Source organism: Bacteroides sp. An19, assembly GCF_002160215.1.
GTDB lineage: Bacteria > Bacteroidota > Bacteroidia > Bacteroidales > Bacteroidaceae > Phocaeicola > Phocaeicola intestinalis.
Genome location: NZ_NFKD01000006.1, coordinates 89305 through 113399, shown reverse-complemented (window position 1 = coordinate 113399; position 24095 = coordinate 89305). Strand labels below are relative to the sequence as shown.

General features: G+C 40.7%; 23 protein-coding genes. All 23 read left to right on the top strand.

The annotated features are described in order from the left end of the window. Positions 1–107 precede the first annotated feature (107 nt). The 23 genes from B5F25_RS04350 (at position 108) to B5F25_RS04240 (ending at position 24095) form a co-directional block, all read left to right on the top strand. Positions 108–404, top strand: a complete 297-nt coding sequence (locus tag B5F25_RS04350) for a hypothetical protein (RefSeq protein ID WP_140406857.1) — start codon at positions 108–110, stop codon at positions 402–404. A 114-nt stretch (positions 405–518) separates the two neighbouring features. Beyond that, the gene (locus B5F25_RS04345) at positions 519–1001 is read left to right on the top strand and encodes a hypothetical protein (RefSeq protein WP_087247832.1); all 483 of its coding nucleotides are present in this window, start codon (positions 519–521) and stop codon (positions 999–1001) included. A 6-nt stretch (positions 1002–1007) separates the two neighbouring features. Then, positions 1008–2252: a nucleotide sugar dehydrogenase gene (locus B5F25_RS04340; RefSeq protein ID WP_087247831.1), complete on the top strand. Its 1245-nt coding sequence runs from the start codon at positions 1008–1010 to the stop codon at positions 2250–2252. Positions 2253–2262: 10 nt separating this feature from the next. Beyond that, on the top strand, positions 2263–3333 hold the full coding sequence (locus B5F25_RS04335; RefSeq protein WP_087247829.1) for an NAD-dependent epimerase/dehydratase family protein: 1071 nt from the start codon (positions 2263–2265) through the stop codon (positions 3331–3333). Between the two features lie 13 nt (positions 3334–3346). Next, on the top strand, positions 3347–4189 hold the full coding sequence (locus tag B5F25_RS04330; RefSeq protein ID WP_087247827.1) for a hypothetical protein: 843 nt from the start codon (positions 3347–3349) through the stop codon (positions 4187–4189). 135 nt (positions 4190–4324) lie between these two features. After that, positions 4325–5776 (top strand): flippase, encoded by a 1452-nt coding sequence (locus B5F25_RS04325; protein ID WP_087247825.1) that lies wholly within the window; start codon positions 4325–4327, stop codon positions 5774–5776. Positions 5777–5885: 109 nt separating this feature from the next. Beyond that, entirely contained in the window at positions 5886–6968 is a 1083-nt protein-coding gene (locus B5F25_RS04320; protein ID WP_087247823.1) for a glycoside hydrolase family 99-like domain-containing protein, read from the top strand. Between the two features lie 212 nt (positions 6969–7180). Beyond that, positions 7181–8437, top strand: a complete 1257-nt coding sequence (locus B5F25_RS04315) for a hypothetical protein (RefSeq protein ID WP_087247822.1) — start codon at positions 7181–7183, stop codon at positions 8435–8437. 7 nt (positions 8438–8444) lie between these two features. After that, positions 8445–9548, top strand: coding sequence for a glycoside hydrolase family 99-like domain-containing protein (locus tag B5F25_RS04310; protein WP_087247820.1), 1104 nt, complete (start codon positions 8445–8447; stop codon positions 9546–9548). Between the two features lie 640 nt (positions 9549–10188). Further along, positions 10189–11910, top strand: a complete 1722-nt coding sequence (locus tag B5F25_RS04300; RefSeq protein WP_087247816.1) for an AIPR family protein — start codon at positions 10189–10191, stop codon at positions 11908–11910. Positions 11911–11981: 71 nt separating this feature from the next. Then, positions 11982–13190, top strand: coding sequence for a Coenzyme F420 hydrogenase/dehydrogenase, beta subunit C-terminal domain (locus B5F25_RS04295; RefSeq protein WP_087247814.1), 1209 nt, complete (start codon positions 11982–11984; stop codon positions 13188–13190). A 20-nt stretch (positions 13191–13210) separates the two neighbouring features. Then, entirely contained in the window at positions 13211–14317 is a 1107-nt protein-coding gene (locus B5F25_RS04290; protein ID WP_087247812.1) for a glycosyltransferase family 4 protein, read from the top strand. 7 nt (positions 14318–14324) lie between these two features. Next, the gene (locus B5F25_RS04285) at positions 14325–15467 is read left to right on the top strand and encodes a polysaccharide pyruvyl transferase family protein (protein ID WP_087247810.1); all 1143 of its coding nucleotides are present in this window, start codon (positions 14325–14327) and stop codon (positions 15465–15467) included. A 7-nt stretch (positions 15468–15474) separates the two neighbouring features. Further along, positions 15475–15786 (top strand): acyltransferase family protein, encoded by a 312-nt coding sequence (locus B5F25_RS22370; protein WP_241148354.1) that lies wholly within the window; start codon positions 15475–15477, stop codon positions 15784–15786. Between the two features lie 16 nt (positions 15787–15802). Next, positions 15803–16462 (top strand): hypothetical protein, encoded by a 660-nt coding sequence (locus tag B5F25_RS04280; RefSeq protein WP_241148353.1) that lies wholly within the window; start codon positions 15803–15805, stop codon positions 16460–16462. A 70-nt stretch (positions 16463–16532) separates the two neighbouring features. Next, positions 16533–17285 (top strand): WecB/TagA/CpsF family glycosyltransferase, encoded by a 753-nt coding sequence (locus B5F25_RS04275; protein WP_087247808.1) that lies wholly within the window; start codon positions 16533–16535, stop codon positions 17283–17285. A 176-nt stretch (positions 17286–17461) separates the two neighbouring features. Next, positions 17462–18370, top strand: coding sequence for a glucose-1-phosphate thymidylyltransferase RfbA (gene rfbA, locus B5F25_RS04270; RefSeq protein WP_087247806.1), 909 nt, complete (start codon positions 17462–17464; stop codon positions 18368–18370). Positions 18371–18375: 5 nt separating this feature from the next. Continuing rightward, positions 18376–18936, top strand: coding sequence for a dTDP-4-dehydrorhamnose 3,5-epimerase (rfbC, locus tag B5F25_RS04265; protein ID WP_087247804.1), 561 nt, complete (start codon positions 18376–18378; stop codon positions 18934–18936). Between the two features lie 12 nt (positions 18937–18948). Further along, a complete protein-coding gene (gene rfbD / locus B5F25_RS04260; protein WP_087247801.1) occupies positions 18949–19863 on the top strand; it encodes a dTDP-4-dehydrorhamnose reductase in 915 nt (304 codons plus the stop codon). A gap of 21 nt (positions 19864–19884) precedes the next feature. Continuing rightward, positions 19885–21024 carry a dTDP-glucose 4,6-dehydratase gene (locus B5F25_RS04255; RefSeq protein ID WP_087247799.1) on the top strand — a complete coding sequence of 380 codons (1140 nt, stop codon included), beginning with the start codon at positions 19885–19887 and terminating at the stop codon, positions 21022–21024. 181 nt (positions 21025–21205) lie between these two features. Then, complete coding sequence (locus tag B5F25_RS04250) at positions 21206–21979, top strand: YjbH domain-containing protein (protein ID WP_087247797.1); 774 nt, start codon at positions 21206–21208, stop codon at positions 21977–21979. Between the two features lie 402 nt (positions 21980–22381). Beyond that, positions 22382–23428: a CHC2 zinc finger domain-containing protein gene (locus tag B5F25_RS04245; protein ID WP_087247795.1), complete on the top strand. Its 1047-nt coding sequence runs from the start codon at positions 22382–22384 to the stop codon at positions 23426–23428. After that, positions 23415–24095 carry a hypothetical protein gene (locus tag B5F25_RS04240; protein ID WP_087247793.1) on the top strand — a complete coding sequence of 227 codons (681 nt, stop codon included), beginning with the start codon at positions 23415–23417 and terminating at the stop codon, positions 24093–24095. The genes B5F25_RS04245 and B5F25_RS04240 overlap by 14 nt, the downstream gene beginning before the upstream one ends.

Below are 24095 nucleotides of genomic sequence, written 5' to 3'. Positions count from 1 at the left end.
AAATTTCAACAATTCGTTGGCACAATACCATAATAACTATCAAAAATACAGATTTCACGTCAAACGTCAGTCTGGCAGCCATGCTGATGGTTCGCACGAAAGAGAATATGTTGGACACCTGTAAGAAGCTCGACCTCCATGTCAGTCCAAACCTGAAAAAGAAAGAGACGGCACGCCGCATAGCGCAAGAGATTTCGGACAATCCCCTTGTCGTACTGTGCAGCCTTAGCAAAAGCGAACTGCAATTAGTAGATGAGTTTGTAAAGGCTGGTCCGAACCAATACATCACCAGAAAGATGCGCAAGACGCAATACAAGCTGCAAAAGTATTCCCTTATACTGACTTACAAGGACCTTGAAGCCGGTGAATGGAAGATGCTGATGCCAGATAGCGTTCGCGAATAACTTGCCGTCAGCTTGCCTGCCATCCTGTCGATAGTAGAGAAAACAGGGAAAGCACCGAAATACAAGGACTTGCGGATGCTTGCATTTCTAAACTCATTATAAAAAACTACTAATATGCCATCCGAAAAAATGAGATATATTCGTCAGCGTATGGAAACAAAGCAACGAAAAGACATTGAACCATCACCTCTGAAAGCGGAAATTGAAGCCTTATTCAGCGAAAGTAACATTGACGAAGATTGCGATACCATCGCAAGATTGCTTTCTCCTTATCGGAAAATGGTTCGCGAATCGTTAAGTCAAGGCAACTGTGCCGAAGCCATAACTATTCTGCTCGAAGTGCTCGAAAGTCTGACGTATCACTTTGTAGAAGACGAGCATTACGACTATTTTGATGATATGTATTCACCCGATTATGTTTGTCAAGACATGATGGATGTAATCATCAATGCCATCAAAAATGGGGATTTCCCAGCGACAGAGTTGCAACGGTTGAAAGACGAATTGGAGAAGCTGAAGCATACAGAGGCATACGAGGATTATGGTGTGCCGTTTGCTTTGAATATATGGGAAAAGTTTGAAAGACAATCAAAATAAATCATTATGGATAAAAATTTAAAAATTGCCGTAGCCGGAACCGGTTACGTTGGACTTAGTATAGCAACGCTTCTCAGCCAGCACCATCAGGTGACGGCAGTAGATGTAATACCTGAAAAGGTAGATTTAATCAACCAACGCAAATCACCCATTCAAGATGACTACATCGAAAAGTATTTGGCAGAAAAGGAATTGAACTTGACCGCCACATTGGACGGAGCCAAGGCATACAGTGACGCAGACTTCGTGGTGATTGCCGCTCCCACCAACTATGACCCGGTAAAGAACTATTTCGATACCAGCCATGTAGAAGAAGTTATTGAACTGGTGATGAGTGTCAACCCCAATGCCATCATGGTCATCAAGAGCACCATTCCCGTGGGCTATACCGAAATGATTCGCAAGAAGATGCATTCGGACAACATCATTTTTTCGCCGGAGTTCTTGCGTGAGAGCAAGGCATTGTATGACAACCTTTATCCCAGCCGCATTATCGTGGGCAGACCCGAAGGCGACAAACGCTTGGATGAAGCAGCCCATACCTTTGCCGCCTTGTTGCAGGAAGGAGCGATAAAAGAAAACATTGATACTTTGTTCATGGGGCTGACCGAAGCCGAAGCGGTGAAACTCTTCGCCAATACCTATTTGGCGTTACGAGTCTCCTATTTTAACGAATTGGATACATATGCCGAGATGAAAGGGCTGGACACAAAGGCAATAATCAACGGCGTATGTCTTGACCCGCGTATCGGAACACATTACAACAATCCGAGCTTTGGCTATGGCGGATATTGTCTGCCTAAAGATACGAAACAGCTGCTTGCCAATTATGCCGATGTGCCCGAAAACCTGATTCAGGCGATTGTGGAAAGCAATAGGACAAGGAAAGACTTTATTGCCGACCGGGTACTGCAAATAGCCGGATATTATACAGCCAATAGCAAATGGGATGTAGAGAAAGAGCATGAAGTAACCATTGGCGTATATCGTTTGACCATGAAATCGAACTCGGACAATTTCCGCCAATCGTCTATTCAAGGCGTGATGAAACGTATCAAGGCAAAAGGTGCGAAAGTTATTATTTACGAACCTACATTAGAAGACGGCGCTTCTTTCTTTGGCAGCAAAGTGGTGAATGACTTGGTATCCTTCAAGGTTCAAAGCCAGGCGATTATAGCCAACCGTTATGATGCTTGCTTGGATGACGTGAAAGACAGGGTGTATACAAGAGATATTTTCAGACGTGATTAAAGACTGTGTTATGTTGACAAAAAATGTTTCATTAAAAGGCAAGACTATATTGGTAACAGGCACTGCCGGCTTTATAGGTTCCAATCTTGCCAAAAGACTTCTTCAGGAAATAACGGATATTAAAGTTATCGGCATCGATAATATGAATGATTATTATGATGTACGGCTGAAAGAAGAGCGTTTGAAAGAATTGTCCTGTCATGAATCGTTCATCTTTATCAAAGGTGATATTGCGGACAAGAATCTCATCAGCAAGCTGTTCAATGAATACAAGCCACAAATTGTAGTAAACCTTGCCGCACAGGCAGGAGTACGCTACAGCATTACAAATCCTGACGCCTATATATCTTCCAACCTCATTGGGTTCTATAATATCTTGGAAGCTTGCCGCCATAGCTACGACAATGGACAAACAGGTGTGGAACACTTGGTTTATGCCAGCTCCAGCAGCGTGTATGGCAGCAACAAGAAAGTGCCTTATAGTACGGATGACAAAGTGGACAATCCGGTTAGCCTGTATGCCGCAACAAAGAAAAGCAATGAACTGATGGCTCATGCCTATAGCAAGCTGTACAATATTCCGTCTACAGGTTTACGTTTCTTTACGGTATATGGCCCGGCAGGCAGACCCGACATGGCATATTTTGGTTTCACAAACAAATTAGTAAAAGGTGAAACCATCAAGATATTTAATTATGGGAACTGCAAGCGTGATTTCACTTACATTGATGATATCGTAGAAGGCGTAGTACGGGTTATGCAACACGCACCCGAACGTTTGACAGGGGTAGATGGTCTGCCTGTTCCACCTTATAAGGTATACAATATAGGTAATAACAATCCCGAAAACTTACTCGATTTCGTGACTATCTTGCAAGAAGAACTGGTGCGAGCCGGCGTGCTTCCGACAGATTACGATTTCGAAGCGCATAAGGAACTGGTACCGATGCAGCCTGGGGATGTACCAATAACATATGCTGACACTACGCCACTGGAAACGGACTTCGGTTTCAAGCCGAGCACTTCGTTAAGGGACGGGTTGCGGAAGTTTGCGGAATGGTATGCGAAGTATTTTGTATAAGAAATATCACAAAATGGGAATAGATATAAAAAGGATTTGTTCAAAGATAATTCAGGACAACTTTGATAGAATCTCGCAATATAGCATTCAGCTATTTCATAATGATATGCCTCAATGGGAATCGTCACCACCAGAACCTATAGGAACAGGAGTCTTGATAAAATACGAGGATAACCATTTTATTGTTTCTGCGGCACATGTATTGCAACCTTATGCTACAAAACAAAAAAGAAATCCTTATAGGGAAGAAAGTGAATACGATGACCCTCAAGAGGCTTTCTTATCACTTGAAAATATGGGATTTTATTATAATGGGTTTTACTATCCAATAAAGGAGGTTACTTATACCAACATAACAGGTGAGGTTGAGAACCTTATTGATATAGCAGTTATAAGACTTGAAATAGAAACAGTTGAAGAATTATCTGGGAAACAATTTGTGGATTATAATTTGATTGAATTTAATCATACTATTACTACTCAAAGCAGATACTTTGTTTACGGATATCCTGCGGAATGGACTGATTTAAAATCAACTGAAATCGTACAAAAACCACTCGAAATGATAACGAATGGTATCGATGCTTCAACGGTTGAAGGAGTAAAGTTCGATGCCCAATATAATCTTTTGATTGGGTATACCCCTAAAAGTTTGGTTGATGAAGATGGCCATGTATTGGATATCTCCTCTCCAAATGGCATCAGCGGTTGTGGATTATGGTATTTAGGAACAGATGGTCAATTAAAACTTGTTGGGATAATGACGGAAAATAAGATTGAAAAAGAAGGGATGCCTTTTATGATGGCAACGCAGATAGATACTGTTATTGGTATCTTAAAAAATCGAATTGATTAACATTGTTATCCAATTCAGAATGCTTTTAAAAGAACCATGCTGGTCTTAATTCTGTTTTAGACTTTTCGCCTGTAAAATAGAGAGGGATAGAATTGGATTGGAATCTTACAGCAAGGCATGTAATTTTATAATTTAATGGCTACAATTAAAAAGAATTTCTTTTTTAGCAGTATATTAACTACAGCAAATTATATATTTCCATTTTTAACGTACCCTTACGTATCACGCGTACTTGGAGTGAACAATATTGGAATATGCAATTTTGTAGACAGTATAATCAACTATTTCATCTTATTCTCAATGATGGGGATAAACATCGTTGGCATACGTGAAATCGCAAAATTTAAAAATGATCCGACACAACTCAACAGGACTTTTAGCAGCTTATTTTGGATAAATACAATCTCAACATCACTTGTGTTAATTGTATTATGTATATCTATTTATGCCGTACCCAAATTATATATACATAAAGAATTATTGTTTTTAGGTGTTTTCAAACTTGCATTTAATTATCTAACAGTTGACTGGTTGTATAGAGGACTTGAAAATTTTAAATATATTACAGTCCGTACTTTAATAGTAAAGTGTCTATATGTTATTTGTGTATACATTTTTGTACATGATAAAAATGATTACATTATTTATTATGCCTTATTATGCGGAATGACTATAGTTAATGCCATAATAAACATCGTATATTCAAGGCATTTTGTACATATCATCAGCAAAGCTCTTACGCTTACACCTTTTATTAAGCCGTTTTTGACATTAGGATTATATAATTTTCTTACTTCAATGTATACGTCTTTTAATGTAGCTTATCTTGGCTTTACTTCAGGAGAAACGGAGGTAGGATATTACACAACAGCAACAAAGTTGTACACGATTTTGTTAGCCATATTCACGGCTTTTACAGGTGTTTTGTTACCCCGTATGAGTTCCCTGATTGCAGAAAGGAAAATGGATGAGTTTAGAGGATTATTAAAAAAATCAATAGACATATTGTTTGCGTTTGCTATACCTATGATAATTTTTGCCATGGTTATGGCACCTGAGATTATTGAAATTATATCGGGGAAAGGATATGAAGGGGCAATTGCTCCGATGCGTATAGTAATGCCGCTTATGTTGATTATCGGTTATGAGCAGATTTTGATTATTCAAACGCTCATGCCCCTCAAGGAAGATAAAGTAATATTAAGGAATAGCATATTAGGAGCCATATCAGGATTATTGATGAACATTCTTCTTGTCAGCAATTGGCATAGTGTGGGATCTGCATTTGTATGGGTGATTTCGGAATTAGTGGTTCTTACATCTGCCCAAATGTTTCTTTCAAAACATTATGATATACATTTCCCTATTCGGCGGTTACTAAAAAACATTATATGGCATATACCATTGTTAGCGTGTATGTGGCTTATAACTTTAATTAATAAGAATATCTTTATATTGATATCAATTGCTGCAATCGTTCTGCTAGTATATTGTATTATTCTGCAGGTATTCATTTTGAAAAATGAAACGGTCGTAAGTTTGTATAATAAATATATTGGTAAACAATCAAATAAGGATATTAAGTAAAAGGTCTATCTTCGCTGCGAATAAAAAATTATGTATTGCAGTAAAATTTTTCTCTTTTAAGGCAGAAATATAAGAGATGCTTACTAATCTTACAAAATAATATGAAAATATGGCTAAAAATAAAAGAATTATAGCATTTCATCTTCCTCAATTTTATCCGTTTCCGGAGAATGATGAATGGTGGGGAAAAGGGTTTACAGAATGGAGAAATGTTACTAAATGCAAACCTCGTTTTAAGGGGCATTATCAACCTCATCTTCCTAACGATTTAGGTTTTTATGATTTGCGATTAAAGGAATGTAGATTAGAGCAACAAAAAATGGCTAAAGATTATGGAGTAGACGGATTTTGTTATTACCATTATTGGTTTAATGGTCATTTATTGATGGAAAAACCAGTAGAAGGACATTTATATGATAAAGACGAAACTTTTCCTTTCATGCTATGCTGGGCAAATGAAAATTGGCATCGAAATTGGGCTGGTAATTATAACGAAGTTTTGATAGAACAACACTATTGCGAAAGTGATGATGTTGCACATTTTAAATATCTATTACCATTCTTTAAAGATCCACGTTATATCAAAATAGACGGAAAACCTGTATTTGCAATTTATCGTATTGCTAAAATACCAGATATTGCCAAAATGATAGAAACCTTTCAAAGTTGTGCTAAAAAGGAGGGATTTGAATTATACATTTGTAAGGTTCAAGATCAAAATATTTCTGGATGTCCACAAGGAATAAACGCATCCATTGATTTTCCTCCATTTAATATGTCAACTAAAATGAATAGTTGGCGCACACATCCATTAGAATCTTTTTCCCGGAGGATTTTACATAAAACGATTGGTAATTCAATTTACTCATATCCTAAATATGTCAAAGATATGATTGAAAGGAAACCTTTCAATGAATATAAGCAATACCCAACAATAATGCCTTCATGGGACAACGCATGCCGTCGCGTTAATCAACCCTTTATGATGTTTAAAGATAGTTCACCTGAAATTTTTGGGAAATGGGCAGAATATGCACTTTCAACATTTCAACCATTTTCAGAACAAGAAAATTTGTTTTTTATAAATGCTTGGAATGAATGGGCAGAAGGTAACCATATGGAACCAGATTTAAGATGGGGACGTGGATACTTAGATGCATTGAAAAGAGCTGTAGAAAAATATAATAGTTGATTTTTACAACTATTTAATTTTAATAAGGCTTATTTTGAGAATTTGACAATATGAAACCTCTGCAAAACTCAAAATCTTAGAAATTTATAAAACAACGGTATTGGTTATTAACAAATTGTGAGGTTCAAGTATATGCAAACCTTTGATTAATAAATTCTATCGATATCAATTTAGTTAGTAATATATAAATATATATTTATAAACAATATCACATGGTTGGAACAAATACTTTTTTATCAGTCATAAACGAAAAATATTCTTCCCGATTTATATATCTATATTTCGTTTTTTCAGCATTAAAGGGATGCTCTGGTATGCTTGGGCATGAACTACCTTTTACTATTATTTCAGATATAGGTATTATTCTTATTACAATAGAGTGTTTATCCCATAGAATTAACGGATTAAGCAAATTTATCATAATTGCCATATTTGTTATGACATTAACTAGCTTATTTAATACTTATCCTATTAAAAATTTAGTATCAGGGGTTAGGTGGCAATTATTCTATATGTTAGCTTTTATTGTTGGAACAAGCAAATATCTAGCAAATTGGAAGTTTCTTGACACAATGGTATGGGTGGTGTTTATTGTAGATTTAATAGGGTTATACTTATATTTCTTTCCTCCAAGTGGTTACATGGATTATAAATTTCAACACTTAGACTTGGAATATGTTACGGATAATATGATGCTTGAAATGACACGTTTATCTGCTTTTTGGCCATACCCATATTGGGTGAGTTATGGAAGTGCAATTTGTTATTTCTATATACTTTGCATGTACTATTATGGAAATATAAAAACAAATAAAGCGATATTTTTTCTATTGTTCTTTTTCATTATTTTATTGTTAGCACAGCAACGGTTACCTTTATTTTTTATAGTAGGCGCAACTTTAATGCTTTTAATTCGCTCTATAGGAATTCACGATACTACTCGAATTAAGTTTGTTGGACTTATATTAAGTGTGATTACATTATTGATAGTTTTATTAATCACCTTATTGCCTATAATTTTAGACTCTTCAATAATAGAGTTCGGTATAAATAAAATTAAAGATATGTCTGGTGAATCAACATCAGGAAGAAATGAGTCCTTTCTTTTAGAAAGATTCCATTTTATCAAAAATATTGATTTTAAAGGATTTTCATTTTTTGGAGATGGTATAGGACATTATTCATCCAAAATATTGGACAATATGTGGCTTACAATATTTACAGAATCTGGTCTTTGGGGGTTGTTTGTGTACATATCCATTTTTTTATGTGTAGCTAAAAAAGGATTCAAAAATTTGAATTTAAATTTATTTGAATTAGGTATATTGGGTATGTACGTTATAGCTATGTTTGGCGCTAACAGTTTAGTCAAAAATACACATCATGCTATTGTCCTATGGTTATGTTGTGGACGGATATATAGTAATTATTGCTTGAATTTTAAAAAAAATAATATTCACATTAAATAATACATCGATGAAGACAAAAGCTAGAGTAATAGCAATGTATTTGCCTCAGTATCATCCGATACCTGAAAACGATAAATATTGGGGTAAGGGTTTTACTGAATGGAGGAATGTGGTTTTGGCAAGACCTCTTTTTAAAGGGCACTATCAACCTCGTATCCCTGCGGATTTAGGTTTTTATGATTTACGAGTGCCGGAAGTAAGGGAAGCACAAGCTGAAATGGCAAGAGAAGCAGGTATCGAGGGATTTATGTATTGGCATTACTGGTTAGGTAATGGAAGAATGCTTTTGCAACGTCCTTTCCAAGAAGTCCTTAAAAGTGGAAAACCTGATTATCCGTTTTGTCTCGGATGGGCAAATCACTCATGGACTACCAAGACATGGACAAAAGGCAAACAGTTACAGCTTGATACGATGATAATGGAACAATTATATCCGGGAAAAAAAGATTATGTGAACCATTTTAATTATGTTTTGCCTGCATTTAAAGACAAACGTTACATAACAGTAGATGGTAAGCCTCTGTTTGTCGTATATGATCCATTATCAATGCCTGATATGAAATATTTTATCGAATTATGGAAGTCAATGGCCATAGAAAATGGTCTTAAGGGTATTCATTTTGTTGGGTTGAGATCCGGTAGAACGTCCTCAATGCAAAAATTGTTAGACATGGGATTTGATGCTGTTAACGACCGTAGTATGTGGGAAGCCGAAGCGCAAGCAGTCGGTGCAAAATGGAAAAGAAGATTGATTAGTTTGTTTTCCAGAAGAATGGGATTGATGTTATCTAAATATGAATACAAAGATATTATTAGATATATAGCGACTGAAGATCATTTGTTGGAAAACAACTATCCAACAATATTGCCAGGTTATGATCGTACTGCTAGAGCAGGAATCAGGGCAATCATATATCATAATGCTACTCCAGAATTATTTAAACAGCATGTTAGAAACACATTGACTTACGTTGAAAATAAACAAGAGGAACATAAAATAGTGTTTTTAAAATCTTGGAATGAATGGGGGGAAGGCAATTACATGGAACCAGACTTGAAATATGGCAACCAATTTCTTGAAGCACTAAGGGAAGAACTAGTAATTGATTAACATGAACATAACTGACAAATCAGCTATTCGTGACTTCATCATCTGCAAGACGTGCGTGGTTATGTGCTCCTAAGGATACCATACGATACAACTGAATGAGGATGGCTTTTACTTTTTTAGATACGGCTAAATGCGTTGACTGCAATCTGTGCGTGAAAGTGTGCTATAAGTTTGCCTCCGATGTCAAGGTGACGAGTGCGGAGGAGAATGTGATAACAGTGAACCCTCCAAATACAAACAAAAGTTGCTTGAAAAAGTTACATCAGACGGCATCTAATGAGCTTATCAAGCATGGGTATACGTGCATCAGAGTAATATATAATGATGAAAAGAGTAGACTGAACACATTGTTACACATATCGTGAGGGGGCGGATGTTTTTGTGGTTCAAAGTATTTCCCAATTATACATTGTTGAAGCATTAAAAAAATTTTGCAACGAACGTCCAAACTGAAAAGTTTGTTCTCTTTGGATTGCCTTGCCATATTTATGCGGTGCGCAAATTATTGATATTACGCAGGCTATACGAGAACTGTATTCTGATAGGTTTGTTCTGTCATGGTTGTTCTTCGATGCAGGTGTGGAACAAGTACTAACAAGTTATTAAACAGGAATCACACTATATTTAATATCTAACGATTATGAACTACATAGAAAAGTTTCGTTCTGAGGCTCAACTGATCCACCAATGTGGGGCTAATAAAGCTTTTATCGTATGGGCTATGGGATTATACCTTGATGAACAGGATTTGGAGGATTTGGCGAACACTAATTTGACCGACAATCCGGATGATCATGGCATAGACTTCTTGAGGTATGATGAAGATGACGGTACGCTATATATCGCCCAAGGGTATTATACAACCAAGGTGGTTACCAATGCTCCGGCAGGCAAGGCTGCTGCCCTCAATGCGGCTTGCGCTTGGTTGGTCAATGGGGAGATAAAGAAGTTTCATCCTGACCTACAAGGTAGCATCGAGGCCATACGAGAGAAATTGCTGAATGACGAAATTTCCAAAGTGGTGTTAGTATATCTTCATAACTGTGGCGAGTCTATGGAAGTCACCAATGAATTGACCACAGCTAAAAATCATTTGCAAGACTTGCTGAAAGACCATGAGGTGGAAGTCGTTGCTGTGCAATTGGGAAATGAGTCTCTCGAACGATTGTATCAAAACCTAGCAGCTAACATTATCGTTAAGGATGAGGTGGAATGTCCATTCTCTGTGAAATATATAGAGGCTGCACCAGGATGGAAAGCAGCAGTGCTAACGGTGTCTGGACAATGGTTGCGAGACCTATACAACAGGTATTCCGGTGATTTGTTTTCTGCAAACTATCGCGGCTTCATGGGTAATTGCCGCATGAAGATAAATGCTGGGATAAAACAGACTGCGGAGCGAAAACCGCAAGATTTTTGGGCTTTCAACAATGGAATTACCATACTTACCACTCACATTGAAGAACGAGGAGACAAAACATGTCTTTCTGGTATCTCTATTATTAATGGAGCTCAAACGACAGGTTCTTTGGGTTCTATTCCTCAATCCGTGGATTTGAGCAGTACACAGATTCTCACTCGTGTAATCGAGTGCTCTGACCCTGCGACAATCAGCGACATTGTGAAATACAATAATACGCAAAACAGAATTACAGCATGGGATTCGTTTAGCAATGATCCCATTCAGATTCAGTTGAAAGAAGAATTTCAAGCATTAGGGCATATGTATAACATCAAGCGAGGTTTCTCAAATCGAGACAGCATTTTGTCGATTGATGCGTCCATTCAACCTTTACTTGCCTTGTCAGGGAAATACAAAGATGCCAATCGCAGCAAATCCACCCTGTTTGAATCTCGCACACTCTATACAGAAGCATTTGAGCATCGTGGCGCCCGGAATATATTGTTCGCTTGTTGCCTGAATACCTGCCTGCAAAGAATCAAGGCTGAAATCAAAGAAAAGGTTGTAAATGACAAGGCATCTGAATCTGAGAATAAATTATATAACCTTCTTTCAGTGATTAGATGCAAATTTTATGTATTGGCGATTATCGCTGAGTTTCTGCATAAATTGTTACCATCGCTCAGAGAAACCAAACGTATTAGTTTCATGCCAAATCATGCTAAGGCTGAGAACTATAGTTATGAGGCTTTGGTGGAGTTAATAAAGCCTGTCATTAAAGTTGTATCGCTTCAAGTTGGAGGATGTTTAGGTGATGATTTCTACGCTAAATACAATGACAGCTCATCTGTAAAAAACATAGCATCCCAAGTGGAAACAAACGTATCATCCATTAAGGCTGCATCAGAAGAGGTCCAAGCCATGTTTGATGCACTAAGTGGAGCGTTGTGCAATGGGTAACATGGATATTGTATGCACTATGTAGGCGTACGTAAAAACAGGAAATCTATTTACATTTGAAATATAAACTGATGAACATCACCGATAAATCAGCCATCCGTGACTGCACAAGCTGCCAGATGTGTGCGGCTGTGTGCCCGAAGGATGCCATAACGATACGGCTGAATGAGGATGGCTTTTACCGTCCTTATTTGAATGCAAGCAAGTGCGTTGACTGTGGTCTGTGTGTAAAGGTGTGCTATAAGTTTGACCATAATGTCAAGATGACAAGTCCGGAGGAAGAGAACAAGATAGCTGTGAAATCCGCCCAATACAAACGAAACGAGTTGCTTGAAAAGGTGACATCAGGAGGCGTGGCTGATGCTTTGGCCAAAGAACTTATCACGCAGGGGTACACGTGTATCGGAGTAGCCTATAACGATGACAATCATCGGGCTGAACACATTGTTGCACGTACCGAGGGAGAAACGGATGCCTTTCGTGGATCAAAATATATCCAATCATACAGTTTTGAAGCATTTAAAAATTTAGTAAAGAACATCCGGACTGAAAAGTTTGCCGTCTTCGGACTCCCCTGCCATATTTACGCCATCCACAAATTCTTGTCCTTACGTAACCTCAGAGACAACTGCATTTTGATAGACTTGTTCTGTCACGGTTGCCCTTCAATGCTTGTTTGGAACAAATACGAACAAGCCATCAAGCGGAATGTCGGTAATAAAAAATTTGACGAGGTGCAATTCCGCAGCAAAGTGAAAGGTTGGGGTACATTCTACGTAGTAGTAGTAGTAGAGGGAGTTAGGGCTTTTATCAGCAGTCCGAAGCACGACGAGTTTTACTCTCTTTTCTTTTCAGACCATGTGCTGAATGATGCCTGCTCCAGTTGCAAACTGCGTAGCACGATGGAATACACGGATATCAGGCTTGGCGACTTCTGGGGAAAAAGATACTTGAATGACAGAAAAGGCGTATCAGCCGTGGCCATCACCTCGGAAAGAGGGATGCAAGCGTTTAATGCCATCAAAGGCTTGTTCAGAACAGAGAACAGTTGTATGTCAGAAGTACTCGCTAAACAGAGCTATGGAAAGGTGTATAAGCCTAATATGGAGCTGCGCAAGATGATGCTTGACGGATTACGCGATAGCAACAAGACACTGAAAGATGTCGTGGATTTGTATTACAGCAGGCAAGGATTGGCGATGAAGGCCAAACGGTTGTTGAAGAGAGTCAATTGGTATTTGCCATTCGATTTGACGCGACTGCTGAAAAGATTTGTGTAATAACCCAACTCATACATATTATGATTAAGAAGTTTTACGTGTTTGGCAACATCGGTAAAATGTCGGAAACTCCCAAGAGCGGCGGCCAGTCTTCGGCGCGGAGGGTAATAAAGGGATTGGAAAACATGGGTTATAAGATGACACCTATTGTGAGAAGACGTTGTGTCATGGAAGGGCGTCTTATACATTTCCTCGAAACCCAATCGTTTGCTGTCATCGACCTATGCAAAATCGTGGGGCACATGATGTTTGGCAACCGCAGGAACAGTGCGTTCCTGATGCTTACATACGGCGGAAAGCTGGCTCCCTACGAATTGATAATAACTTGTGTGGTACGGATGCTGGGCTATAAGTCTGTCACCTACATGAAAGGTGGACAGTTTATGGACTTTTACAACCGAGGCTCCAAGTTCTACCGTTGGATAGTCAAGAAGAACATGGATTTGCAAGCCCAAGCATGGTTTGAAGGCATGCCGTCGTTGGAAATCGTCAAGAAAATCAGCGACACACATCTTGTATATTATCCCAATTATGTGGTGGAAGAAAACATTGCTGAAGTTGTGGCAGAACGTCCGAAAGACAAGCTAAACCTCTGCTACTTCGGAAGGATTACGCCAGAGAAAAACGTTGATGTGGTACTAAAAACTTTCAATCTATTATGTCAAAGATTCGAGGATGTTTACTTGACTATTATCGGTGGTTCGGGTTATAGCGAGCAATATGTAAAGGATATTGATGCCATGATAGAAGCATCGCCTCAAAAAAGTCATATCACCCGTAAGGGTTTGACCCCATTTCCCGAAATTAAGGAAATCATGCAAAGCCAACACTTCTTTATTTTCCCGTCAAGGGAACGTTGTGAGGGGCACTCTAATTCGCTGAATGAAGCAATGGCGCAAGGGCTTGTTCCGGTGGTGAGCGATTATCATTTCAATCGTGCCATCGTGAGCGATGACCGGTTGATAGTTGACGGTTATGAGCCGCAGGCATACGCGGAGAAAATAATTCAGATTAGAGAAACTATGGACTTGAAAGAGCTTTCCGTAAAGATGCGGGACAGAGTAAAAGAAACCTTTTCTTATGATGTTGTGAACAAACGAATATACCAAGAACTGAAGAAAATATAAATCAGACATGAAAATAGGAATCCTTACGATATTAAATGTGAACAACTATGGGGCAGAACTGCAATGTTGTGCCCTATATAGAAAGTTGCACAAAATGGGGTATGATGCGGAAGTCGTGAACTTCCTGTTCGGTATCAACCCCGGTCATGACTTCAAGGGAGAGAGGCTTACTGTACCCATTTCCTTTAAGCAGAGCGTCAAGGTGAGGTTGTTGCCAATCGTGCAAAACCTGTTCTGCCTGTTTCATCAAAAGAATAAGAAGCTGCGCAATAAACGGTTTAATGAATTTCATGACAAATACAACTGTTTGACCAAGACAGTCTATCCGTCGGTGAAATCTTTATATAATGCGGATTTTGATTATGATGTTATTTGCATAGGCAGTGACCAAGTGTGGAATTATGAGAAGGGGTATTCATTGGAGCCGTTCCTTGCTTGCTTTGACAAAAGGGGAACCAAGAAAGTTTCCTACGCATCAAGCATCGGTCTGTCGGTCATATCAAAAGAAGCGGAAGAAGTATTCAAAAAATGCCTGTCGGACTTTTCATGGCTTTCGGTGCGTGAACAACAAGCATCAGAACTGTTAGGCAACTTGTTGCATCGCGATGTAGATGTCGTTCTCGACCCGACTTTACTTCTCGACAGTCATGAATGGCTTGAGGTGGCTAAGTTCGACATGTGTCCAAAGGAAAAATATCTGTTGGTGTATATTGTTACCATAAAGCCATGTAATTATGTCTTGGAATTGGCAAGACATATTGCAAAACAACGCAACCTGAAAATAGTCCGTATCTGCCGCGATGCCTATCCGGAGCATTCAGGAAAAGACGTTCAGGAGATATTAACCGCCGGACCTTCCGACTTTGTTGGTTTGTTCGCAAGGGCTGAATATGTAGTTACCAACTCATTCCACGGTACGGTGTTCTCTGTGAACTTTTCAAAACCTTTCTACTCTGTCATTAAAAGCCAACATTCCACCAACAGCCGCCTGACAAGCATCCTGCAAAAGTTAGGTTTAGAAAGCCGCATTGTCCCAGTAGGCAGCCCCCTGCCTCAAATCAGTAATATTGATTATACTAAAACCGCAGATAAACTAAGAAATGAGCGACTACACTCATTGGAATATATCAGAAAAGCATTTTCAAACTAATATAAATATGGTGAAACAAAGAGACATAAGCATTGACATCGTGAAGTTTTTTGCGGTGTTCTTAATCATTAACAGCCATGCAGACATCATGTATCCAAAGTACTCATCGCTGGCCACGGGTGGCGCGATAGGCGATGCTTTGTTCCTTTTCTGCTCCGGCTACACGCTGTTTTGGAGTGGCGTCAAACGGTTTGACAATTGGTACAAACGGCGTATCAGTCGCATTTATCCGTCTGTCATTGCATGCTTGGGCATTGCGATCATATTCGGATATGAGTATATTAATAAGTTAACATATATTAAAATCGGGGGGGGGTGAATTTGTCATGGCCATAATGGTCTATTACATACTGCTTTACGGCGTGCAACGCTACTGCATGAGACACTTCAAATGGGTTGTAGCGGCGTTGGTTGTAGCTACGTTGGTGGCCTATTGGTTCTTTCCTTACAAATATGAGACAAGCAGTAAAGGCATTTATGGCATTACGACTTTGTTCCGCTGGATTCCATATTTTGGCATGATGCTTATGGGCGCATGGATAGGTTTGAATGTGAAAAGCGGAAACATGGACGTAAGAACACGATGGACTGACGGCGTGCTCTTATTGGGCTGCATTGGGATATTTTACGGAGTACAACTATTGTCAAAGCGATACGCGGCCATGGCGCCATGGCAGATTGTCACGCTACCATTCCTTGCCGGGATTGTGTATTACATCTGGAAACTTTGTAACGCCAAATGTCTGCAGAGAATATACAAAAACAAGTTCTGCAACAAGACGATAATGCTCATTGGGGGGCTTTGTCTCGAATCATATCTCATACAGCGATACCTCTTCACCGATGCATTAAACTGGATTTTTCCATTCAATCTTCCCATAATCACCGCATACATTCTGCTAATGGCATACATGTGCCGCTGCGTGGCACGTACATTCAGCCAAACATTCAGGACGGAAGAGTATGAGTGGAGCAAGGTATTTTCACTCAAATGAAACACTACAACAATGAACAAACTTACTTATAGTTTAATCACCTATTAGAAAAAATGATCAAGCCCCCAATATGGAAACTATAAAAATATTGAATATTGACATCCTATCGCTCACACAGAAAGAATTGCTTGAACGATTGGACAAAGGAGTACTAATCACTCCAAACGTAGACCATTTGGTGAAACTCCAACGAGACAGAGAGTTTTATGAAATCTATCAGCAAGCGGAATGGGTGGTGTGCGACAGTAAGATTCTTTACTTGCTATCCAAACTGCTGAAACATCCTTTGCCGGAAGCTATTCCTGGAAGCAGTTTTTTCACGGCTTATTATATGTACCACAAGAATGACCCAGATTGCAAGATTTTCCTGCTTGGCGCAATGGATGGAGTGGCACAAAAGGCAATGGAACGCATCAATGAAAAGGTGGGGAGACAGATAGTCGTAGGAGCATACTCTCCATCATACGGCTTTGAGAAAAAGGATGATGAGAACAAGGCTATCTATGAAATGATAAACAAGAGCGGAGCTAATGTGGTTTTGGTCGGAGTTGGATGCCCCAAACAAGAAAAATGGATATTCAGTCATAAGGACAAGATGCCTGATGTTCGTATTTGGATGGCGTTAGGAGCAACGGTAGATTTTGAAGCGGGAAACATCAAACGTGCCCCCAAAATATTTCAAAAACTATACTTGGAATGGTTTTACCGCTTTTTGATGGAACCCAAAAGGATGTTTAAACGATACTTTGTGGATGATATGCAATTCTTCTATTATTTTACCATACAGTTGCTGGGCTTGTATAAAAATCCGTTCAGAGAATAATATGTGTTATTTGCGGAATAATTTGATGATAAATGCTAGTGGTATTAGTATAAGAACTAATATGTAAGCGCAAATTAAACGTAATATTTTTGATGTATTATTCATTTTTTACTCAATTATTTAGGACACAAAGATAGTGTAAATTACCGAAAACAACCAACATAAAATCAAATCTTATGAAAGGAATAGTCTTAGCCGGTGGCAGCGGTACACGGTTGTACCCTATCACCAAGGGAATCAGTAAGCAGTTAATACCGATTTTCGACAAACCGATGATTTATTATCCGATTTCGGTGCTGATGCTTGCCGGCATTAGGGAGATACTGATAATCTCTACTCCTTACGACCTACCGGGGTTCAAGCGGCTGTTGGGCGATGGCAGTGACTTCGGAGTGAAGTTCGAGTATGCCGAGCAGCCGTCACCAGACGGGCTGGCGCAGGCGTTCATTATCGGGGAGAAGTTCATCGGGAAAGACTGTGTTTGCCTGGTATTGGGCGACAACATCTTCTACGGTGCGGGACTGAACGAAATGCTGAAACAGGCGGTTGTTGATGCCGAAGAGAATGGCAAGGCTACGGTATTCGGGTACAGGGTGAGCGACCCTGAGCGTTACGGCGTGGCGGAGTTTGACAAGGACGGCAACTGTCTGAGCATCGAGGAGAAACCGGAGCATCCGAAGAGCAACTACGCCGTTGTAGGATTGTACTTTTATCCTAATAAGGTTGTCAATATCGCAAAGAACATCAAGCCGTCGGCACGTGGGGAACTGGAGATAACGACCGTAAACCAGGAGTTCCTGAAAGCTCATGAACTGAAAGTGCAGACCATGGCACGCGGCTTCGCGTGGCTTGACACAGGTACGCATGATTCATTATCAGAGGCATCGACATTCATTGAGGTATTGGAGAAACGTCAGGGATTGAAGGTTGCCTGTCTGGAAGGCATCGCTTACCGCAAAGGTTGGATAACGGCGGACAAACTTCGTGAGGTGGCACAGCCGATGCTGAAGAATGGCTACGGGAAGTATTTGCTTTCGATTCTTGACGAGAAAGAAGATTCATTGGAAAAGAATTTAGAATATTAAGGAATATGGAAGTAATAAAAACAGCAATAGACGGCGTGGTAATCATTGAGCCACGCATATTCAAAGACGCCCGTGGTTATTTCTTCGAGAGCTTCTCGCAAAGGGAGTTTGACGAGAAAGTCGGTCACGTGGAGTTCGTACAGGACAACGAGAGTATGTCTTCGTATGGCGTGATGCGGGGGCTGCATTTCCAGCGTCCGCCGTTCACGCAGGCAAAGTTGGTGAGATGCGTAAAAGGCAAAGTGCTGGATGTTGCCGTTGACATCTGCAAAGGTTCGCCTACTTACGGGAAACATGTCGCTGTGGAACTGACCGAGGATAATCACCGGCAGTTCTTCATCCCGAAGGGGTTTGCGCATGGTTTTGCCGTGTTGAGCGAGACGGCAATATTCCAATATAAATGCGATGAGTTCTATCATCCCGAAGCCGACGGGGGCATCAGCATCCTTGACGATAGCTTGGGCATTGATTGGCGCATACCGACCAAACATGCAATACTCAGCGAAAAGGATACGAAACATCCGCTGTTGAAAGACTTTGAATCTCCTTTTGTTTATTCAAAATAACGGAATGCCATCATGAATATATTGGTAACAGGCGCAAACGGACAGCTTGGCAACGAGATGCGCATCATCAGCAAAGAGACGAACGACAACTATACGTTCACGGATGTAGTCGAGGTTGAGGGTGTCGAAACGACAATCTTGGACATAACCGATGCCGACGCAATACGGAAAATAGTGAAAGAAAAAGACATACAGTGCATCGTGAACTGCGCCGCATACACTAACGTCGATAAGGCAGAGAGTGACGAGGCACTTTGCCACAGGCTGAATGCCGATGCCCCGAAGATACTTGCCGAGGCGATGAAAGAAGTCGGCGGACTGCTCGTGCAGATTTCCACGGATTATGTTTTCGGCGGCGACCCTTACAACACGCCTTGCAGGGAAGACCAAAAGGGAACACCTACGGGAGTCTACGGCAAGACAAAACTTGAGGGTGAACATAATATTGAGGCCGTAGGCTGTGATTACGTCATCATTAGGACAGCATGGCTCTATTCCGAGTTCGGCCACAACTTCGTAAAGACGATGCTGAACCTTACTGCAACCAAGCCAAAGCTGACCGTTGTTTTCGACCAGGCTGGAACTCCGACATACGCATACGACCTTGCTGTTGCAATAAAGACCGTGCTTGCAGACTATGAAAAGGAATACCCGAAAGACGGATATTCAAAACGGGGGATATACCATTTCAGCAACGAGGGTGTCTGCTCATGGTTCGACTTCACAAAAAAGATTGCAGAGCTTGCAGGACATTCGGCCAGCGACATAGAGCCTTGCCACAGCGATGAATTCCCAAGTCCTGTTAAACGCCCTGCATATTCGGTTCTCGACAAGACGAAAATCAAGAAAACTTTCGGAATGAAGATACCATATTGGACGGACTCTCTGAAAGTCTGCATAAAGAACATGAATGTCCTAAAACAATAACATCAACCAAACATAAACGACATGGAATTTAAAAGAAACATCATCATAACCGGCGGAGCTGGATTTATAGGAAGCCATGTGGTACGCCTTTTCGTGAACAAATATCCCGAGTACCACATCATCAACCTCGACAAACTGACGTATGCGGGCAATCTTGCCAACCTGAAGGATGTGGAGGACAAGGAGAACTACACATTCGTAAAGGCCGATATCTGCGATTATGAGACCGTTAAGGCGTTGATGGCGAAATACAACGTTGACGGAATAATCCACCTCGCCGCCGAGAGCCACGTCGACCGCTCGATAAAGGACCCGTTCACGTTCGCGCATACAAACGTAATCGGCACACTGACGCTGCTTCAGGCGGCAAAGGAGTATTGGGAAAGTCTGCCCGAAGGCTACGAGGGCAAGCGTTTCTACCATATCTCAACAGATGAGGTTTACGGCGCATTGGAGCTGACCAACCCCGAGGGAATCGAGTCGCCGTTCACCACAAAGGCATCATCGGAGCATCACCACGCTTACGGCACGGAGTTCTTCACGGAGGAGACGAAATACAATCCGCACTCTCCCTACTCTGCGTCAAAGGCAAGTTCAGACCATTTTGTCCGCGCCTTCCATGACACATACAGTATGCCGACCATCGTGACAAACTGCTCAAATAACTACGGGCCTTACCAATTCCCCGAAAAACTGATACCTCTCTTCATCAACAACATCCGCCACAGGAAACCGTTGCCTGTCTACGGCAAGGGCGAGAACGTAAGAGATTGGCTGTATGTCGAAGATCACGCGAGGGCAATCGACCTCATCTTCCACAAGGGCAAGATAGCTGATACCTACAACATCGGCGGCTTCAACGAGTGGAAGAACATTGACATCATCAAGGTGGTGATTAAGACAGTTGACCGCCTGCTTGGAAGACAAGAGGGCGAAGACATGAACCTCATCACCTACGTGACCGACCGCAAGGGGCACGACATGCGTTACGCCATCGACTCACGCAAGTTGCAACGTGAGCTTGGCTGGGAACCGAGCCTGCAATTTGAAGAAGGAATCGAGAAAACCGTCCGCTGGTATTTGGACAACCAAGCATGGATGGACAACGTGACGAGCGGTGACTATCAACGATATTACGACGAGATGTATAAGAACAGATAGTTCACAAATAAGAGTCAAGTTAAAATAAACGCTATTTAGAGGGAGGCAATAACGTAATATTACCTCTCCTCTAATGAAATTTATTAGTAAATGTGCATTTTATTCAAATGCAATAAATATAGTTACATCATGGTCTGCGAAGAAAACATGGCCGATAACATTCTTCCTTTTACTCCTTGTGATGGGAGGCAAGATCCATGCTCAGGCTATGTATGGGACAACAGGACTGCTCCATGCTCCTACAGCCGACATGCAACGTGACAATACAGTCATGGTAGGCGGTAACGTACTTCACCTTACTCCGTTGCACTATTTCAGCAGTAGCGAAGTGAAATATACGTTCAACTATTTCTTAAACATCACCATTTTCCCATGGCTGGAGGTGGGTTACACCTGCACCATCAACTACGCCGAACATGGCTCAACTTATTTCCCGCAAAGTGTCTGGGGCAAATATTCCAACCAAGACCGTGCTTTCTATGGCCGTCTGCGGTTGTGGAAAGAAGGCTGGTGGAAGTCATGGACACCACAGATTGTATTTGGCGCAAATGACCCTGGCACGCATGAAAACTCCGGTGGAGGCGGAATAGGCAGTCGTGACAGCAACGGAGGGAACTGCTGGTTTACACGGTGGTATCTTGCGGGCACGAAGCACTTCAGCTTTGAAAACATAGGTACGCTTGGAGTACACCTATCATTCATTTGGAACAGGGGATTGAGAGTGGAGCATAAGAACAGTCCCGCTGGCGGCTTGAACTTCAGACCGAACTTGACCGATGAGGGATTTTGGCATAAGGCAGTGAACGGATTGAACCTGATGGCAGAATATGATTCACGTACTTTTAACGTTGGCGGCACGTATTCCATCTGGAAAGACCGAATCAACCTTGTGGCAGAACTGAACGATGGCAAGTATTTTAGCGGTGGAGTTTATTTCAAGGTGTGCTTGAAGTGAAACTGCCAAATCATCGAAAGAATTACATAATTATCTTGTATAAAATAGCGATTCATACAAAGGTATCAATGATATATTCTGTTAGGACAAAGCTCACAAAGAAAAAAGAAACTGGCTCAGTGGCCTCTGCTCACTCTTTTATATATTTCTCTGTGCCATTGTGTTTAATGAAAGACATCTTTTCCAATCTCTGACTGACTATAATAATATGAGGGCGGTGAACAGCTACATGTAACCTGCAATGATACACAAAGTTAACCTTGATTACGCTATGAAGTATGTTCACTCCAGCATGGGAATTTAACGTTGTGAGAAGATTGAGGCGGGTGTTAGTGTGCATAACATCGTTGAATGTAGATTAATGTAGCTTGAAGCAGGTGATCGAAATAAAAATTATATGACATGGACAAGATACCTAATCGTTTATTAGAACGTCTAAATGCACTTTCGTGTGAGAATGTGGCTGAAAGACTTGGCATGGACGTGATAAGTCATAGGACATTGTGCTTTATGCATGATGATCACCATCCCAGTCTCCACTTTTGGGGTAGGAACAGGGAAAAATGGTGGTGTTTCGTCTGCAACAGAGGTGGAACTGCCATAAATCTTGTGATGGAATATGCCGGGATTGGGTTTGTGGAAGCCTGCCAATGGTTAGGTACACAGTTCAATATCAATGTAGACGGTGGCATTAGGGTATTAGACATCAAAAAGAAGCCCATAAAAAGACCGAAAAGGAACACCTCTAATAAAGAAAATCCTTTCTCAAAAACTATCGCACAATGGATATTGGATAATTGTACCTTAATGGAATCTGGGGTACGGTTTCTATATGAACAAAGAAAGTTAAACCCTGATATCATTAGACAACTGAATATTGTCTCATTAGAAAATTCAAGAACCTTGGTGGACAGGCTTCGCAACACTTTTGATGGAAAGATGCTGAAAGAGAGTGGTCTTGTTTCAGAAACAAATGGCAAAATGTATTTTCGCATGTTTACCCCCTGCCTTCTATTTCCATATTATGACAAGGAAGGTATGCTGACCGGATTGCAGTCAAGATACCTTGGCAACAACGAGAATGCCCCACGCTTCCAATTCATCTCTGCACAAAAGACAAGAGTGTTTAATATGCCTATTGTCAACAATATGAGTTACGGTGACGAGCTTTACATCAGCGAGGGTATCACTGACTGTTTAGCCTTGTTGTCTGCAGGGAAGAATGCCGTAGCGATACCGAGTGCCTCGATATTGCCAGTATATGATTTAATGGATTTGTCCAAATTCAAGTTGCACATGTATCCGGACCAGGACGATTCCGGTCGAAAGGCTTACGCCGCCCTAAAGCGTTTTTTCATCAACCATTATGCGATACTGAAAGAGGAGCGGTTACCAAAAGGGATCAAAGACTATAGCGAATATTATGTGATGAGTCATGGGAAAGAATGACAAGAAAACAATGCCGGAGAAACCGGAAAACCTTTTCACCGAAGAGATGTTCTTAAACAGCCTACTGACAGTACCGGAGAATGCAGAAGGCTCTCTCAAGGAACAAGAGGGTTTGCAACGCGACATCAAATATAAAATGAAGGTTCTACAGACCATCTTATATTTGGAAGTACCTGATTTGATTCTTAGTGGGAAGGAATGTGACGAAGAGAAAGGCAAAAAACTTATAGAAGAGAAAGTTGAAAATGACGAATTACTGTTCGGCTATACTTTCCATGTTTCTTCCAATCCGGAATTTAAACGCAACTGGAGCTATATGAGAAAGCAATTGGACAAGTATGCGGCTTTTCTGTTCGGTGCAAAACGTTTTTTTGAGTTTGTATTCAGGGATGTAAAAGCCTTGATTGGTATACTGCAAGGCATACAAGACGTGCATGTAGTGTTTGACGGTCTCGTGGATGCGGCTTACTCAGATGAAGTCCCATGCGTAAGGACAAAAATGCTATGGGAACACTTCCATAATTTAACACATGCGTGGCGTGGCTATTATAAGGTATCGGTAATGGTTAAAGAAACCATATTGGTCGTATGCGATTGTTCTTATAAAAACGGTACAGACAAGCTGTGCGAGAAAGTAAAAGAAGCAAGGGATAACTTTGGACTGTAG